Here is a 16476-nt window from a genome sequence, read left to right on the forward strand (position 1 = left end):
TGGGGGGCCGCGGCCCCCCAGGGCCCCCTCCCGGATCCCGCAGAGGCCCAACAGCCCCCCAGGCAGGGAGAGATGCCCACCGGAGCGGCCGGCGGCCCCGGCCCCGGCGTCCAGGTGAGCCTCACACACTCCGGGACCCTGGCGGCGGTCGCCCTCACCACGGCGGGCGCGGTGGGGGTGGACATCGAACTGCTCCGCCCGCTGCCCGAGCTCGAGGGCATGGCCCGGACCGTACTGGCCGCATCCGAGCTCGAGGAGTGGGGCGCCGCCGGACCGTCGTCCCGGCTGAACATCCTGTTCCGGGCCTGGACGCGCAAGGAGGCCGTCCTCAAGGCGCTCGGCACCGGACTGGGCGGCGACATGCGGTCGGTGGTCACCGATCTGGCGCCCGCACCCCACCACCCGGCCGCCGTCGCGGCCCTGCCCCACGAGGCGGGACCCCTCGCGCACTGGACCGTGCGCGACCTGCCCGCGCAGGCCGGCTACGCGGGCGCCCTCGCCGTCCGCGCACCGGGCGCACACGTGGTCCAACACCAGATCACCCTCGACGAACTGCTGGCGGCGGCGGACCTGCGCACCCCGGGGCGGGCCACGGCCGCCGCGGGGTGCGGCCCGGACACCGCGCACCCGGTGCCCGGCCTTGCGGGCCGCCCCCAACCGGACGCCCGCGCCGGCGCTCCGGTGCGGGCCGAGACCCGGTTGAGGCTGTTTTGCCTGCCGCACACCGCCGGCAACGCCGACCACTTCCGCCACTGGCAGCACCGGATGCCCACGGGCATCGAGGTCACCCCGGTGGACCTGCCGGGACACGGCACCAGGCTGCGGGAGCCGCTCGTGGGGCAGTGGCACACCCTCGTGGCGGATCTCGCCGGGACGATCGCCCGGCAGATCGACGGCCCCTACGCCGTACTCGGCCACGGGCTGGGCGCGCTGCTGGCCTTCGAGGCCGCACGGACCCTGCAGCTGCGCGGCACCCCGCCGGTCCTGCTGGTGGCGGCCGGCCGCAACGGACCCGCCGCCGCCCCCTCCCACCGGCCGCTGCACGGCCTGCCCGACGCGCAGCTGTTCAGCACCCTGCGCCACCTCGGACGCATCCCCGACGGCGTACTGCACCAGTCCGCGCTGCTGCAGATGTTCCTGCCCGGACTCCGCACCGACCTGCGGCTCGCCGAGCGGTATGTGCGCAGTACGGGGCCGCTGCTGTCCAGCCCGGTCCTTGCCGTCGCCGGCCGCCAGGACAAGACGACCGACCCCGACGGCATGCTCGCCTGGGAGCGCGAGACCAGCGCCACCTGCGAACTCGTCTTCGTCGGCGGCGGCCACTTCTTCCTCCAGGAGGAGGAGTTCACCCAGGCGCTCCGCCTGCGCCTGACCCACATCGGCGACCGCCTTCGCGTCCGGCAGGGCGTCAGTGCCGGCGGGGCCCTGTTGAAGTAGCCGCTCAGAGCCGCTCGGTGAGGTAGTTCTGGCACGTCCCGGCGACGCACCGCACCAGTTCCTCGGCGGTCATGGAGGCGAGCGGCTCGGCCCGCAGCACGAACCGCATATAGGCGAGGCCCAGCAGCTGCGTGCCCACCAGGGAGGCACGCAGTTCGGGCTTGCCGTGCCCCAGAGCCACGGTCACCGGCTGGAGCACCTCGGCGCCCAGGAAGTCGCACAGCGCGGCACTCGCCCCCTCGAACGACCGCGCCGAGCGGATCAGGCTCTCCAGCCGGGGCTGGATCTCGGGGTCCTCCCAGTGCGTGAGGAAGGCACGGGCCAGCCGTTCCCCCGCACGCTCCCGGCTGCCCTCGCTGACCACCGCGACCAGGTCCGCCACCGTGAAGGCTTCCTGGACCGCCGCGATGAACAGCCCCTCCTTGGAAAGGAAGAAGTGGTGGATCAGGGCGGCGTCGACGGTGGCGGCCTGGGCGATGGCCCGCATGGTCGTTCCCTCGAAACCGTGCTCGCTGAACTCCGCGCGGGCGGTGTCGAGGATCAGGTCGTGACTGTTGGTGGGGCCGACGCGACGCCCGCTGCGCTTCTTGTGGGACGGCTGTTGGGTCTCGGCTGTCACAGCCCGCTCCTCACGCGATGGATATTTCCGGTGGCCGCAAACTTTACGCCACAGCGGATCACGCAGGGGCCCGACCGGGACGCAAGGCCCCGGGTCCGGCGGGGGCGGGGACCCGGGGCCTTCCGTTTCAAGCGCCGGACCCGATGGGGGTACGGGTCCGGCGCCGGTGGCGCGGCCGCCCCCGGAGGGGGGCGCCGCGGGCTCAGTGCGCTCTGCCGGGGGCGACGGAGCGCGGCCGCCCCCGGATCGAACCCCAAGTCTCCACATGGTGAATTCTACATCGGGTGAGTTAATGGTCAAGGCATAACTCACCACTCATTGAAGTCATCCAGTGTTGAGGGTAGGGTCGGTGCGGAGCGCCAGACTGCCTTTGACCGCCCGTTGAGGAGTCCTCTTGAAGACCCTGACCGAGGGCGAAGACCTGTCTTCGGCCCCTGCCGTCACAACGACCCTGACCACCCGCACCACACCGGTGCGCCAACTCGACCGGGTGATTATCCGGTTCGCGGGTGATTCCGGTGACGGTATGCAGCTCACGGGGGACCGGTTTACGTCGGAGACGGCGTCGTTTGGCAACGATCTGTCGACGCTGCCGAATTTCCCGGCCGAGATCCGGGCGCCGGCGGGGACGCTGCCGGGTGTGTCCAGTTTTCAGCTGCACTTCGCGGATCATGACATCCTCACCCCCGGGGATGCGCCGAATGTGCTGGTGGCGATGAATCCGGCGGCGCTGAAGGCGAATGTCGCGGATCTGCCGCGTGGGGCCGAGATCATCGTGAACACGGATGAGTTCACGAAGCGGCCGATGGCGAAGGTGGGGTATGCGACGTCGCCGCTGGAGGACGGCTCGCTGGGGGCGTATCACGTGCATCCGGTGGCGTTGACGTCGATGACGATCGAGGCGCTGAAGGACTTCGGGCTCTCCCGCAAGGAGGCCGAGCGGTCCAAGAACATGTTCGCGCTGGGGCTGTTGTCGTGGATGTATCACCGGCCGACGGAGGGCACGGAGAAGTTCCTGCGGACCAAGTTCGCCAAGAAGCCGCAGATCGCCGAGGCGAACGTCGCGGCCTTCAGGGCGGGGTGGAACTTCGGCGAGACCACCGAGGACTTCGCCGTGTCCTACGAGGTCGCCCCGGCCACCTCGGCTTTCCCGGCGGGTACCTACCGCAACATCTCGGGGAACCTGGCCCTGTCGCTGGGGCTGATCGCGGCCGGCCGGCAGGCGGATCTCCCGCTGTACCTGGGCTCCTACCCCATCACCCCGGCCTCCGACATCCTCCACGAGCTCTCCAAGCACAAGAACTTCGGGGTGCGGACCTTCCAGGCCGAGGACGAGATCGCGGGCATCGGTGCGGCGCTGGGGGCGGCCTTCGGCGGCTCGCTCGGCGTGACGACCACCTCGGGTCCGGGGGTGGCGCTGAAGTCCGAGGCGATCGGGCTGGCGGTCTCCCTGGAGCTGCCGCTGCTGATCATCGACATCCAGCGGGGCGGGCCCTCGACGGGGTTGCCGACCAAGACGGAGCAGGCGGATCTGCTGCAGGCTATGTACGGGCGCAACGGCGAGGCCCCGGTGCCGGTGATCGCACCGAGGACGCCGGGCGACTGCTTCGACGCGGCGATCGATGCGGTGAGGATCGCGCTGGCCTACCGCACCCCGGTCTTTTTGCTGTCGGATGGGTATCTGGCGAACGGCTCCGAGCCGTGGCGGGTGCCGGAGGTGGATGAACTGCCCGATCTGCGGGTGCAGTTCGCCAGTGGCCCCAACCATGAGCTGGCGGACGGCACCGAGGTGTTCTGGCCCTACAAGCGTGACCCGAAGACCCTGGCTCGTCCGTGGGCGGTGCCGGGGACGCCGGGGTTGGAGCACCGGATCGGGGGGATCGAGAAGCAGGACGGCACGGGCAACATCTCCTATGACCCGGCCAACCATGACTTCATGGTCCGCACCCGCCAGGCCAAGATCGACAACATTGAGGTCCCCGACCTTGAGGTCGACGACCCGCATGGCGCCAAAACCCTGGTCCTGGGCTGGGGTTCGACCTTCGGCCCGATCAGCGCGGCGGTCCGCAGACTGCGGGTGGAGGGCAAGCCGATCGCGCAGGCCCATCTGCGCCACCTCAACCCCTTCCCGAAAAATCTCGGAGAGGTCCTGAAGCGTTACGAGCATGTGGTCGTCCCCGAGATGAACCTCGGTCAGCTGGCCACCCTCATCCGTGCGAAGTATCTGGTCGACGCGATCAGTTACAACCAGGTCAACGGCATGCCGTTCAAGGCCGAGCAGCTGGCCACGGCTCTCAAGGAGGCCATTGATGACTGAGGTGATCGAGGCACTGTCGCTGGTGCCCAAGGCCGAGGCCAAACAGTCCATGAAGGACTTCAAGTCCGATCAGGAAGTGCGCTGGTGCCCCGGCTGCGGGGATTACGCGGTGCTGGCCGCCGTGCAGGGCTTCATGCCCGAACTCGGCCTGGCGAAGGAGAACATCGTCTTCGTCTCCGGGATCGGCTGCTCCTCCCGCTTCCCGTACTACATGAACACCTACGGGATGCACTCCATCCACGGCCGCGCCCCCGCCATCGCCACCGGGCTGGCCTCCTCCCGCCGCGACCTGTCGGTGTGGGTGGTGACGGGTGACGGTGATGCGCTGTCCATCGGCGGCAACCACCTCATCCACGCGCTGCGCCGCAACGTGAACCTGAAGATCCTGCTGTTCAACAACCGGATCTACGGGCTGACCAAGGGCCAGTACTCGCCCACCTCCGAGGTCGGCAAGATCACCAAGTCGACCCCGATGGGCTCCCTCGACGCCCCCTTCAACCCCGTCTCCCTCGCGATCGGCGCCGAAGCGAGCTTCGTGGCCCGCACGGTGGATTCGGATCGCAAGCACCTCACCTCGGTGCTGCGGGCGGCGGCCGAGCACCAGGGCACCGCGCTCATCGAGATCTACCAGAACTGCAACATCTTCAACGATGGTGCCTTCGAGGTCCTCAAGGACAAGCAGCAGGCCGAGGAAGCCGTCATCCGCCTCGAACACGGCCAGCTGATCCGCTTCGGCGCCGACGGCTCGAAGGGTGTCGTGCGCGACCAGGCCACCGGCGACCTGAAAGTCATCGCGGTCACCGACGAGAACGCGTCGCAGATCCTCATCCACGACGCGCACACCACCAGCCCCACCACGGCGTTCGCGCTCTCGCGTCTCGCCGACCCCGACACCCTGCACCACACCCCCATCGGGGTCTTCCGCTCCGTCGACCGCCCCGTCTACGACACCCAGATGTCCGACCAGCTCGAAACCGCCATCGAACAAAAGGGCAAGGGCGACCTCGCCACCCTCCTCGCCGGCAACGACACCTGGACGACAGGTCGCTGACAGCGGCCGGCCCCCGACCACCGGAAGGACCGCCTCATGGCCTATGTGATCGCCGAGCCGTGCATCGACCTCAAGGACAAGGCATGTGTCGAGGAGTGCCCCGTCGACTGCATCTATGAAGGCCGACGCGCCTTGTACATCCACCCCGACGAATGCGTCGACTGCGGTGCCTGCGAACCGGTCTGCCCGGTGGAGGCGGTCTTCTACGAGGACGACGTGCCCCCGCACTGGCAGCCCTACCGGCAGGCCAACGTCGAATTCTTCGACGTCCTCGGTTCACCCGGCGGCGCCTGCGCTGTGGGGTCGGTGAGTGCGGATCCTCCGCTGGTCGCCGCGCATGCCGGCCGGGCCGACGACCCAAACCGCTGACAGCGACCGCCCAGGGCCGGCGACGTGGAAAACCTTGCGAGCGAAGCACCCCGTCGTTCCGATCGCGCCCGCGCGACGATTCTCCGGGCGGCGCGGGTCATACTTTGCCGCCGACGGCGATGAACGGGCCACCGTGCGCGCTCGGCCTTTCTCGTGCCCGGGGAGGGAACACCGCAGGACGACGTCCTGCTCCTTTTCTTCCTGCGGTCGGCGCTGACCCATGAGCACGCCGCAGACCGGCTGCGGGAGGCCTTCGCCCAGCAGGTGACGGCAAGCCTGAGCGCGGTATTGCCCGCGCACTGCGCTCCGGTCCTCGCCGGCCTGATCGCCGCGCAGCTTTCTGGGCACCGCACGGGCCCGCTGCCTGCTGCGCTGCCGCCGCTCGCCGAGCGTTCCCCGATGCGGTGGCCGAAGGGATGGTGCCGGCCCTTCGCGCGCTCATCACGGGCCGACGGCCTGTTGCCGTACACCGACAGCCGTCCACGCGGTGCCCACCCTGCGCGCCGTCGGCCGGCTCGCCTTGGACCGCATCCGGTACGCGGTGCCCAACTGGCCAGGTCTCAGGCCGTGGTGCTCACGGGGCGGAACGCCCCGTGTCACGGTGGTGCCCGGAGTGGTGGGGAAAGAGCACGGACGCCGCATGGGCCACCGACGCCAGCGTGGCGTGCCGGTGCCAGGCGTGGAACGAGCGGCCGGCGTACGCGCGCAGCCCCAGGTCGCCCGCCGCCGCACTGTCCTGCCGTGCGGGACCTGCGGTCCTGGCCACCCGCAGGAGCGCGGGGGTGCTGTGTTCGGTCAGGTTCGTCAGCCAGTAGGCCGCGACGTTCGGATCGCGCACCGCGCGTTCGGCGAGCAGCACATGGGGCGCGCCGGCGGCGTCGGCCACGGGCCGGCACGGCACGCGCACGATCTCGCGGCGCAGCCCGTCCGGGCCGACCAACTGGCAGACGACGCCCTGCGCGGTGCGCGCGGCGAGATGCGGGGAGGAGCTGAGGCGGCGCACCGTGATGTCCCCGGCCACCCGTTCCGATCCGCTGACCCTGAGCACGTAGGGCATGCCGCGCGCGGCGAACTCCCCGAGCGCCGCCCTCAGGTGCGAGCCGCGCATGTCCAGGGCGACGGGCAGATGCGGCATGACCCACCGGTCGGAAGCCTCGAAGACGGTGTCGAGCGCGGTCTGCGCGCCGGCGGCGGGCGCGGTGCCGGCCGGGATGCCGGCCTGCAGGCGAAGCGCCCGGTCGTCCAGCCATCTCTCGGTCAGCACCAGCCGCCAGTTCACCGGGAAGCTTCCCTGGGCGGTGATCATCCACAGGCACATGGCTTTTTGCCCGCGGACCGTCTCGCCGTGCTGGTAGTCGACGAAGTTGTCCACGCCGACACTCTGATAGGTGCCCCGGGGGACGGTGGCCGGGCGGACCGCCCAGGCGAGCGGGCGGGTGTGCGCGGCGAGGTGTGCGGCGAGCGCCGCCCGCACGGGCCACCACGGCCAGGGGGAGTCGTTGATGAAGTGGTGCAGCCGCTGCCCGCCGGCCGGGTGATCGATGAGTGAGGCGATGTCGCGCAGCGACTGGGCCGTTGGCGCTCTCAGCAGGCCTTTGACGTAGAGCTCCCCGTTGTGCCGCTGATCGCGGCGGGGCAGCGATCCGAGCAGGGGGGTGCACAGGGCGCCGACCGGGTCCGGCGCACCGCTCAGCGGGTGCAAGGGCGGTGTGGGGCCCCCGGGCGTCAGGTCTTTGGTGCGGCCGGCCCCCGGGGTGCACTGCGCCGGCGCGCGCGCCATCACCGGGGACACGGGGCGCCGACCGATGCGGAGCAGAAGCACGGGGCGTCGGCCCGGGCGGTGTCGGTCACCCAGTCCGCCACCGCGTGCAGGGCCAGCCGGTAGGAGTCGAGCCCGAAGCCCCCGATCGTTCCGGTGAGGCAGGGGGCGGCGCGCCGATGCTCTGCGCGGAGGTAGGCATCGGCCGGGCTGACCTCGATGACCGGGGCCTGGCACTGCGCCAGCGCGTCACGTACGGACGGGGAGCCGAGTGCGCACGCCTCACGGTCGATCACCACAGGGAGGGCCAGAGCGGCGGCTTCGTGCAGCCGCCGGGCCGTCTCGGCCGCGCCGGCGCAGGTGAGGACTTCGACCGCCAGACCCCGGCTGCGCCCGGTGGCCAGGCACAGGGCGACCAGCTCGCGATGCCCGGCGCCGGGGTGCTCGCCGGATTTCGCCGCGGCCGCGGAAAGGGGCACCAGGACGCGGACCCGCGTCATCGCCTTCCCGCCGTCCGGGAGGAAACGGCCCGATCGTCCCACCGGCCGGAGTACGGCGCGGGCCGGCGCACCCCGGCTGCGGCCGCAGGGCCCGCAGCGCCTGTGATCGGTCGGTCAACTGCCCGGCCCTGAACCATGGTTGGTCCTCTCCTGGAGGGGGTGTGCGAAATCGGCTCCGCGTGCCGAAGAAGGCTGCCGGCGGGCCCGGCACGGCGCTGGGCACCCCTCAGGCGGCGTGGTGCCCAGCGGGCAGACAGCCGTGCGGGGGCACCTGGGCACCGGGGTCCACCGACGCGGCCACGTCACGGCGGGCGGTCTCTGCGATCTTGATGATCGTGTCCGCGTGGGGCAGCAGCCGCGCACCCGCCTCGGTCAAGGAGACCTGGCGTCCCGCACGGTGGAACAGCGGCGTGCCGATGGACTCTTCGAGGTTCTTGATGTGGGCGGTGACGCTCGACTGTGCGTAATGGAGGTTCCGTGCGGCCTGAGTGAAACTCAGCTGGGCCGCTACCTCACGAAACGTGCGCAACTGCTGAAGCTGCACGGTGACTGCTCCTTCTGCTGGCCGGAGACGGTGACGCTGCAACCGCCCAAAAAACATACCACTGCGCACGTATAATTTAAGGCGGAACCCCTGCCGCGTCCGGATCCGGCCAGGCCCGGCGGTCGGCCGTGGTCGCCTGGGGCCGACCGGCCCCGTTCGGCCCCGGTGTGCGAGGGCCCGGCAAGTCCCCGCCTGGTGACGTGTTTTGCGTCCCGGCGGGCCCCCTTCGGGCGGCCGGCGCCTCTTGCTGTCGCGCCACGATGATGACACACTCCACACTCGATGAGTTCATCGTCTGATGAGTCACAGGGGGAGCGTTGCATGACGAGCCATCACGGAGACATGGTCCAAGCCACCGTTCTGGCAGACATCGCCTTAGTCCTGGTGGTCGGCGTCGTGCTCCTGCGGGCCGCCCGCTTTGTGCGACAACCTGCTGTCGTCGGCGAGATCCTGGCGGGCATCGCCCTGGGGCCGAGCCTTCTGGGTCTGCTGCCCGGCGACCTCACCGACCGGATCTTCCCGGTCGAGGCCCGCCCGTTCCTGTCGGCGATCTCCCAGATCGGTCTCCTGCTGTTCATGTTCGTCCTGGGCTGGGAGCTCGACCCCAGACACCTGCGCGGGTCCAAGAGGGCGGTGGCCGCCGTCTCGGCGGGGAGCATCATCGTGCCGTTCGCGCTGGGCATCGCGGCCGCGGCGGCGGTCTACCAACAGCATGCGACGGTCGCCGGCAAGCAGGTGGATTTCTGGGTCTTCGCGCTCTACCTGGGCATCGCGATGTCGGTGACGGCCTTTCCCGTCCTCGCCCGCATCCTTGCCGACGGCGGCCTGGGATCGACGCGCGTCGGCACGCTGGCCCTGGCCAGTGCCGCCCTGGGCGACGTCATCGCCTGGTGCCTGCTCGCCATCGTCATGGGCCTCGCCGCGGCCGGGGGAGGCGCCGGCGGGTTCGCCGCCATCATCGGCTGGTCGGTCGCCTATGTCATCGTCATGGGCGTCCTCGTCCGCCCCCTCCTGGGCAAGCTGACCGCACAGCTCCTGAGGCGCGGAGGCGCCGCCCAGCTGGCGTCGGTGATCGCGGCCGGAGCCCTGCTCTCCTCCTACGCGACCTCACTGATCGGCATCCACCCGATCTTCGGCGCGTTCGCCTTCGGCATCGTGATGCCCCGTCAGCCCTGGCGTGAACTCGAGCCGCTGGTGCAGCGGCCGTTGCAGGGCGTCGCCCGGCTCCTGCTGCCGGTCTACTTCATCGTCACCGGGCTCTCGGTGAACGTCGGAGACCTGCACGGGCGCGACTGGCTGGACCTCGCCCTGCTGCTCACGGTGGCGTGTGTGGGCAAAGTCGTCGGCGCGACCTTCCCGGCCAAGTGGACCGGCCTGCCCTGGCGCGATGCGCTCGGCGTCGGGATCCTGATGAACACACGAGGACTCACCGAGCTGATCATCCTGAATGTCGGGCTCAGCCTCAAGGTCCTCGACGGGCGGCTCTTCACGGTGATGGTCCTGGTGGCGCTCTTCACCACCGCAATTGCCGGCCCGTTCCTTCCGTTCCTGGTGAAAAAACCGCAGGCCGATATCGCTCCCGTGCCCGCCATGCCGCGGACAGAACACCTCGAGAGCGACAACGCACCGGTTCCCTCCCGCTAGCCCGCTCTTCTCGGGCACAGAACCCGGCCGCGGGTCGGAATTTCCTGCCCCGCACGGCGCACGCAATTACGCGCGGGCAGGCCGCATGGCGAAATCCGGGGAATTTACGGGACCACGGCCGGATCGGCCCCCGAATTCCGGGTGCGGCCACCGCCGGGGCAGTCCGGGGAAATCCGGTCACCGGCCCCGTGCCGCCCGGGCAATCCGATAGCCCCGCCGTCCACGGCACGCTCCGCCGGCCGTGGACCGCCGCCCCGATGGACCTCCTCGAAAGGCACCCCTGGGCATGGCCGCCGTCCTCAACGCCCCCTGCCGCGCCCGGCGGGTGACGGGGCGTGTGCTCACCGGCGCCGGCCTGCTCCTGGTTCCCTGGATGTGTCTCATGGCAGCCACGCTTCCCGCCTCCAGAGCGGTGGCCTGGACGGCCCTGGACGCCCTGGAGGCGACCTGCCTCCTGTACGCGGGCACCCGCCTGGCCCAGGGGCGCGGCGGCCACCCCCCGGCCGCCGCCGGGGCCGCCGCCCTGCTCCTGGCGGATGCCACGGTCGACCTTCTGACCGCGGCCCCCGGCGCGGAGCGGGCCCTTGCGGTGGTGATGGCGATGGGCGCGGAGCTTCCGCTGGCCGCGCTGTGCGCCGTACTGGCGCGGCAGCCGTGCACCGCCCCCGGGCCCCCTGCGCCTTCGGCGCGGCCGGCGGCGGACCGGGTGCGGGGGCCCGGGCGGCCGCGAAGCCGGATTCGTGTCCCGCGGTACTGATCCGCCGCCCCGCTTCTGAACTGCCCCCGTTCCGGGCGGCCCACGGCCCGCGACGAGGATCTGCAGGTTGAGGATCTGCAGGTCACGGACGGACGGGCCGGCCGGCTGCGGCCGGGCGCAGAACGACGGAAAGCTCCCGGCGGACAGGGGAAGACCTGTCCGCCGGGAGCTTGGCCGGGCCCCGCGGGAGCTGACCGCCGGCCCGATGCCCGCATCGGTGGGGGCGGCGCCGCCCCCACCGGTACGGATGCCTAGGCGATGTGCCGTCCGGCGAACGCCGCCAGCCGGTCGGCCGGGGAGGTGTCCGCCGGCACCTGCTGCTCGGATCCGAACGGCATGCCCGAACGGTCCGCCGGCAGCATCGCGCTCAGTGCGCCCAGGGCCGTCTCCACGACCGCCGGGGGCAGGTCGATGACCTGCCCGGTGGCCTTCGCCAGGTCCCACCCGTGCAGGCTCATCTCCACCACCCGCGTGGTCACCAGGCGCGCTGCCGGGCGCTCGCCCATCGGCGTCGGGAACGTCCGCTCCAGCACGCCGTCGGCCGCGAACGCCGCGCGCAGCAGCGCGAACGTCTTCTGGAATGCGCCCAGCGGGTCGTCGCCGACATGGTCCGCGCCGCCATCGGCGGGAGCGCCTCCCGTGATCATGCCCGTGAACATCAGGTTGCCGGTCACCACGTGGTTGGCGAGCTGGCGCACCGACCAGTCGGTGCACGGTGTCGGCTGGTCGAGCTGGGCGGTCTTCACCTCGGCGAGCACACTCTCGATAGCGGCGCCTGCCTGATCGAACTGCTCGAGTCTTTTATCTGTCATAACCACGAGATGTACCACCGGGCCGGTCGCCGGAACAACTCTCCCCGCCCGCTCATGTCATGTCTCAACGCACCGTGCATCAGGGGCACTTCGATCCCCGCGGGGCATGCCCGGATACGGCGGTTCCGGTGTCCGTGAGTTCGCCGGAGACGGAATGCGCAGAGAAGACCGGCCGCGGGAGGACGGTTTCTCCGGCGGCCGGCGCGCCCGGTCGCCGGAAATGCCGCAGCGGACGGGAAAAACCCGCCGGCAGCCGCCTGTGGGCGGGCCTCAGCGTCTGCTGAGGCCCGCCCACAGGCGGCTGCCGGTCCGGCCGGGGAGGTGTCCCGGGAGGTCAGCAGGGGTCGATGATCGGTGCGGAGGGGAGCGTCTGGGCGTTCCGCGCGACCGTGTCCAGGTTGACCATCAGGGTCTTGCGCTCGGCTTCGGTGAGCCCCGTGGTGATGTGGGCCTCGATGCGCCTGAGCTCCTCCTCGATCGGCTGCTGCATCGCCCGTCCCGCGTCGGTGAGGTAGAGACGCACGAGACGGTTGTCCTGGTCGTCGCGGCGGCGGGTGAGCAGGCCCGCGGTGGTCATCCGGGTGGCCATCTTGACGACGGTGGGCGTCGTGACATGGGTGGCGGTGGCGATGGCCCCCGGGGTCTGGCCGTCCTGCTCCCACAGTGCGGCGAGCACCACATTCTGGCCGAGGTGCAGGCCGTGCTGGCGCATGGCCGCTTCCATCGCGGTGCGGACCAGCTTGGAGGCGCGGGTGTACACGTCCATGAACTCGCTCACGGTCTACCTCCGGTGATCGGGCTGCGGCAACAGTGCCGCCGTTGAAACCTGGCTATGCGTCGATGGTAACTCGTCGGCTAATGACTTGACGGCTAACGACTTGGCGTTCTACGGTTCAGGGGTGCCGCTAGCTGGCAAGTGATTTGACGGCTAGCGACTCACCGCCCTACCGTCAGCGACGTTAGCTGGCAAGTGACTTGACGGCTAGTGATCGAGCGCCCTAGGGTTTCCGATAACGCTAGACGGCAAGCGATAATCTCGTACCCATAGCCAGGAGGCAACAGTGAGCTCACCCAGCGCACCACCGTCAGCCCCGGCGGCCGGAACCCTCGATCCGCGGCGCTGGCTCATGCTCGCGGTCGCTCTGGTGGCCATGTTCATGGGGGTCTTCGACTTCTACGTCATCAACATCGCCACCCCCTCGCTCCAGTCGCAGCTGCACGCCAGCGAGGCGACGATCGAGCTGATCATCGGCGGCTACACCTTCACCTACGCAAGTCTGCTGGTCACCGGCGGTCGGCTCGGCGACATCTTCAGCTACCGCCGGCTGTTCATCGTCGGGATGTCCCTGTTCACCGTCGCCTCGCTGCTGTGCGGCATCTCCCAGACGGGCACCGAACTGGTCGTGGTGCGCCTGCTGCAGGGTGTCGGCGCGGCCCTGATGGTCCCGCAGGTGGTCGCCCTGATCACGGTGACGTTCCCGCCGGCGGAGCGCCCGCGGGCCCTGTCCTGGTTCGGAGTCACCCTCGGCCTCGCCCTGGTCTCGGGCCAGATCCTGGGCGGTCTGCTGCTTTCGGCCGACATCGCCGACATGGGCTGGCGCGTCATCTTCCTGGTCAACATCCCGATCGGCATCGTCACCGTCGCCCTGGCCGCCAAGCTGCTGCCCAAGACCAAGGCCGCCCGCCGCCCCAAGCAGGACATCGTGGGCACCCTGGGGGTCTCGGCGAGCCTGGGCCTGGCCCTGCTGCCGCTGATCCTGGGACGCTCCGAGGGCTGGCCGCTCTGGGGCTGGATCATGCTGGGCCTGGCGGTTCCCGTCACTGCCGCCACCGTCCTGTACGAGCGCTCACTGCCCGCCCGCGGCGGCGAGCCGATGATCAACCTGGATCTGTTCAAGACCCGTTCCTTCGCCGTCGGTCTGCTGACGATCGTCGGGATCATGACCTTCTACTCCGGGTTCATCTTCGGCATGACGATGTTCCTGCAGGCCGGACTCGGCCTGACCCCGCTGCGGGCCGGCCTGACCTTCGGCCCGCTGGGCATCGGCTTCGTGGTCAGCTCGATCCTCGCCCGTCCGCTGCTGATGAAGTACGGCACGAAGGTCATCATCATCGGCCAGGCGATGCTGGTCCTGGGCACCCTGGCCACCCTGGCGGTGCTCAAGACCGAGGGCGTCGACATCAGCCCCGGCATGCTGGTCGCCCCGATGATCTTCGCCGGTCTCGGCACCGGCCTGTGCCTGCCCTCGCTGACCGGTGTGGTCATCTCCCAGGTGCCCCCGCAGCAGGCGGGCGTCGCCTCCGGAGTGCTCACCACCGCCCAGCAGTTCGCCAACACCGCAGGCGTCGCACTCTTCGGAGTGATCTTCTTCAACGTCCTCGGTACGAAGCCCTCCCTGACCGACTTCGTCTCCGCACTGGAATGGGTCGCCGGAATCGGCGCGGCCCTGAGCGCCGCGACCCTGGCCCTCAGCTTCCTCCTCCCGCGCGGCCGCATCGCACCCCCGCGCCCCCCGGCCGCCGCGCCCGCTCCGGTCGCCACGGCCACCGCCCAGGAAGCACAAGCCGTCCGCTGATCACGGCGGGACACCCCGCCCCCACTGCTCGGCCCTGTTGCCCGGACGTCCCCCGCACGGGCAGCAGGGCCGAACCCGCATGACCGCGGCCAGGGCCGCCCGACGCTTCGACCACCGAAGAGTCGGGCAGGCCCGGTCGCCGTCCCCCCGGATCCACCGGCCCGAGACGACAGAGGCGACCTGCCCGGCGCACTTCCCGCACCAAGGGAGTGCGCCGGCCCCACCCCGAGGAGACAGGTTCCATGCAACTTTCCCGCGACCTCGCGACCACCACAGGGACCGACCCGGAGGAGCTCGGCCCCACAGCGGAGATGCAGCTGTTCTGCCTTCCCCACGCGGGCGGAACCAGCGGGCACTTCCGCGGCTGGCACTGGCTGGCGCCGTACGCCCGGGTTGTTCCGGTGGAGCTGCCCGGACACGGCAGCAGGCTGCGCGAGCCTCTGATCGAGGACTGGCAGGTACTCGTCGACAACCTGACGGAGACCATCGCGCGGCGCGTCGACGGACCCTACGCCGTCCTCGGCCACAGCCTTGGATCCCTGCTCGCGTACGAGATCTGCCGGGCGCTGGAGCGGCGCGGAATGCCGCCGGCCCTGCTGGTGGCCGCAGGACGCAACGGGCCCGCGGCACCGCCGTCCTACCCGCACATCCACGAACTCCCCGACCCCCAGTTCATCGCGGCGCTGCGCCGGCTGGGAGGAATCCCCGACGGCGTGCTGCACCAGCCGGAACTGCTGCAGATGTTCCTGCCGGTCCTGCGGGCCGACCTGCGCCTCGCGGAGCGCTACACCCGCACACCGGGGCTTCCTCTGCAGGTGCCCGTCATGGCGTTCGCGGGCCGCAGCGACCCGATGACCGACGATCTGGGACTGCTCTCCTGGAAGCGCGAGACGACCCAGACCTGTGATCTGGTCTTCCTCGACGGTGGCCATTTCTTCCTGGACCAGCCGGAGTTCACCGACGCGCTGACCGAGCGGATCGCGCGCCTGGCCTACCGGTTGCCCGAGCCCGGTGCCGACCGCACCGCCGCGTGAACGTGACACAGCGGGCCGGCCCCGGTCCGATGCAGGAGTAGAGGACCACGCACGAACCGCTCTCCGCGGCCCGGCACCGGGCCACCGGGGCCGGGCGCGGGACGAGACCAAGGGCGCGCTCCGCTGGGGCCAGGCGGCAGAAGACCGCCGCCGAGGAACCCGGACACCCGCCGTCCCGCCTGCGGGCAGCGCGGCCCAGTTCCCGGCAGCCGAGCCCGCCACCGCGCACTTGCACTGCGCCGGCCGGCGCACCAGACCCTGCATGCGGCGGGCGATGAGCCTGCCGCTCTCCTCGCAAGCGGTGACCGAAGAAGAACCACGCCAGAACCTCAGCGCCGAGCCGCTGGCTCACGCCTGCCGGATCCAGCGCACTGGCCGGGCCTGTGCCGCGCGGGTCAACTGCTGGACCCGGCCCGCTGACCGGGTCGAGGCGTTGCTCCGGGTGCGGCCCGCAAAGAGGGGGACCACCACGAGCATGTTCCGTAGGAGCACCGGCGGCACACCGCATGGCGAAATGCCCGCGCGGGGCGCCCATGAACCGCCGGGCGGAACAGCGCGAGCAGGGGCCTGCGCGCCCAGGTGCTCCGGCCGGCCCGGCCGGAGCACCTGGGAACTTCAGACCTGGGGAGGCGACTTCTGCCAGCTGTGGGCCGTCGAATAGGTGCGCTGCCGCTCGAGGCGAAGCCAGCCCGCGCTGTGGTGCACCGGGCCCGAGGCGGGGCGCCGGCTGGAGGCGGCGCGGGCCAGGAGGACGGCGGTCAGGGCAGCCAGTTCCTCCGGGCTGGCCTGGCCTCGCTCAATGCGGACCACACTGTCGTCGGGGGTGCTCAAGGCAGGATTCTCCTCTTACTGAGGCGGGTTGCCGTGTTTGCGGGACGGCAGGTCGGCGTGCTTGGTGCGGAGCATGGAGAGCGAGGCGATGAGGACTTCGCGGGTTTCGGCGGGGTCGATGACGTCGTCGACCAGGCCGCGTTCGGCCGCGTAGTACGGGTGCATCAGCTCGGCCTTGTACTCCTTGACCATGCGGGCGCGCATCGCCTCGGGGTCGGCGGCCTCG

Annotated in this window: 16 protein-coding genes and 1 pseudogene; 9 read left to right on the plus strand and 8 right to left on the minus strand. The window is 70.8% G+C overall.

Annotated features, from left to right (window positions below; all coding sequences use genetic code 11):
* The first annotated feature begins 72 nt into the window (after positions 1-72).
* Positions 73-1437, plus strand: a complete 1365-nt coding sequence (locus tag J0695_RS22260) for a thioesterase domain-containing protein (protein WP_206963895.1) — start codon at positions 73-75, stop codon at positions 1435-1437.
* Between the two features lie 4 nt (positions 1438-1441).
* Here J0695_RS22260 and J0695_RS45215 read toward each other — a convergent pair whose 3' ends face one another.
* Complete coding sequence (locus J0695_RS45215; protein WP_206963896.1) at positions 1442-2056, minus strand: TetR/AcrR family transcriptional regulator; 615 nt, start codon at positions 2054-2056, stop codon at positions 1442-1444.
* A gap of 421 nt (positions 2057-2477) precedes the next feature.
* Between J0695_RS45215 and J0695_RS22270 the strand changes: the two genes are divergently transcribed.
* From J0695_RS22270 to J0695_RS45695, 4 genes and pseudogenes are all read left to right on the plus strand, one after another.
* Positions 2478-4373, plus strand: a complete 1896-nt coding sequence (locus J0695_RS22270; protein ID WP_242553028.1) for a 2-oxoacid:acceptor oxidoreductase subunit alpha — start codon at positions 2478-2480, stop codon at positions 4371-4373.
* The gene (locus J0695_RS22275) at positions 4366-5424 is read left to right on the plus strand and encodes a 2-oxoacid:ferredoxin oxidoreductase subunit beta (RefSeq protein WP_206963897.1); all 1059 of its coding nucleotides are present in this window, start codon (positions 4366-4368) and stop codon (positions 5422-5424) included. The genes J0695_RS22270 and J0695_RS22275 overlap by 8 nt, the downstream gene beginning before the upstream one ends.
* Positions 5425-5460: 36 nt before the next feature.
* Positions 5461-5793, plus strand: coding sequence for a ferredoxin (fdxA, locus tag J0695_RS22280; RefSeq protein ID WP_206963898.1), 333 nt, complete (start codon positions 5461-5463; stop codon positions 5791-5793).
* A gap of 153 nt (positions 5794-5946) precedes the next feature.
* A pseudogene (locus J0695_RS45695) lies at positions 5947-6177 on the plus strand (TetR/AcrR family transcriptional regulator); the annotation flags it as partial.
* 190 nt (positions 6178-6367) lie between these two features.
* On the opposite strand, the gene J0695_RS22285 reads toward J0695_RS45695, so the two are convergent.
* The 3 genes from J0695_RS22285 to J0695_RS22295 form a co-directional block, all read right to left on the minus strand.
* Positions 6368-7495, minus strand: a complete 1128-nt coding sequence (locus J0695_RS22285) for an IS701 family transposase (RefSeq protein ID WP_206963899.1) — start codon at positions 7493-7495, stop codon at positions 6368-6370.
* Positions 7496-7572: 77 nt separating this feature from the next.
* Positions 7573-8094 (minus strand): type II 3-dehydroquinate dehydratase, encoded by a 522-nt coding sequence (locus J0695_RS22290; RefSeq protein ID WP_206963900.1) that lies wholly within the window; start codon positions 8092-8094, stop codon positions 7573-7575.
* A gap of 184 nt (positions 8095-8278) precedes the next feature.
* Complete coding sequence (locus J0695_RS22295; RefSeq protein ID WP_206963901.1) at positions 8279-8596, minus strand: LysR family transcriptional regulator; 318 nt, start codon at positions 8594-8596, stop codon at positions 8279-8281.
* Between the two features lie 321 nt (positions 8597-8917).
* Here J0695_RS22295 and J0695_RS22300 point away from each other — a divergent pair, with 321 nt between their 5' ends.
* On the plus strand, positions 8918-10240 hold the full coding sequence (locus tag J0695_RS22300; RefSeq protein ID WP_206963902.1) for a cation:proton antiporter domain-containing protein: 1323 nt from the start codon (positions 8918-8920) through the stop codon (positions 10238-10240).
* A 382-nt stretch (positions 10241-10622) separates the two neighbouring features.
* On the plus strand, positions 10623-10997 hold the full coding sequence (locus J0695_RS22305) for a hypothetical protein (RefSeq protein ID WP_206963903.1): 375 nt from the start codon (positions 10623-10625) through the stop codon (positions 10995-10997).
* A gap of 251 nt (positions 10998-11248) precedes the next feature.
* On the opposite strand, the gene J0695_RS22310 is transcribed toward J0695_RS22305, so the two are convergent.
* Positions 11249-11809 carry a TIGR03086 family metal-binding protein gene (locus J0695_RS22310; RefSeq protein WP_206963904.1) on the minus strand — a complete coding sequence of 187 codons (561 nt, stop codon included), beginning with the start codon at positions 11807-11809 and terminating at the stop codon, positions 11249-11251.
* 334 nt (positions 11810-12143) lie between these two features.
* Complete coding sequence (locus J0695_RS22315) at positions 12144-12587, minus strand: MarR family winged helix-turn-helix transcriptional regulator (RefSeq protein ID WP_206963905.1); 444 nt, start codon at positions 12585-12587, stop codon at positions 12144-12146.
* Between the two features lie 283 nt (positions 12588-12870).
* On the opposite strand from J0695_RS22315, the gene J0695_RS22320 reads away from it, so the two are divergent.
* Together J0695_RS22320 and J0695_RS22325 are read left to right on the plus strand one after the other, a co-directional pair.
* Entirely contained in the window at positions 12871-14385 is a 1515-nt protein-coding gene (locus J0695_RS22320) for an MFS transporter (RefSeq protein WP_206963906.1), read from the plus strand.
* A 242-nt stretch (positions 14386-14627) separates the two neighbouring features.
* Positions 14628-15419 carry a thioesterase II family protein gene (locus J0695_RS22325; protein WP_206963907.1) on the plus strand — a complete coding sequence of 264 codons (792 nt, stop codon included), beginning with the start codon at positions 14628-14630 and terminating at the stop codon, positions 15417-15419.
* 615 nt (positions 15420-16034) lie between these two features.
* Here the strand turns inward: J0695_RS22325 and J0695_RS22330 are convergent.
* Both J0695_RS22330 and J0695_RS22335 read right to left on the minus strand, forming a co-directional pair.
* Positions 16035-16250, minus strand: coding sequence for an acyl-CoA carboxylase epsilon subunit (locus tag J0695_RS22330; protein ID WP_206963908.1), 216 nt, complete (start codon positions 16248-16250; stop codon positions 16035-16037).
* A 15-nt stretch (positions 16251-16265) separates the two neighbouring features.
* Positions 16266-16476, minus strand: a 211-nt coding sequence (locus tag J0695_RS22335) for a carboxyl transferase domain-containing protein (RefSeq protein WP_277989975.1), incomplete at its 5' end; no start/stop codon positions are given.

This window comes from Streptomyces beijiangensis (genome assembly GCF_017315755.1).
GTDB classification, from domain to species: domain Bacteria; phylum Actinomycetota; class Actinomycetes; order Streptomycetales; family Streptomycetaceae; genus Streptomyces; species Streptomyces beijiangensis.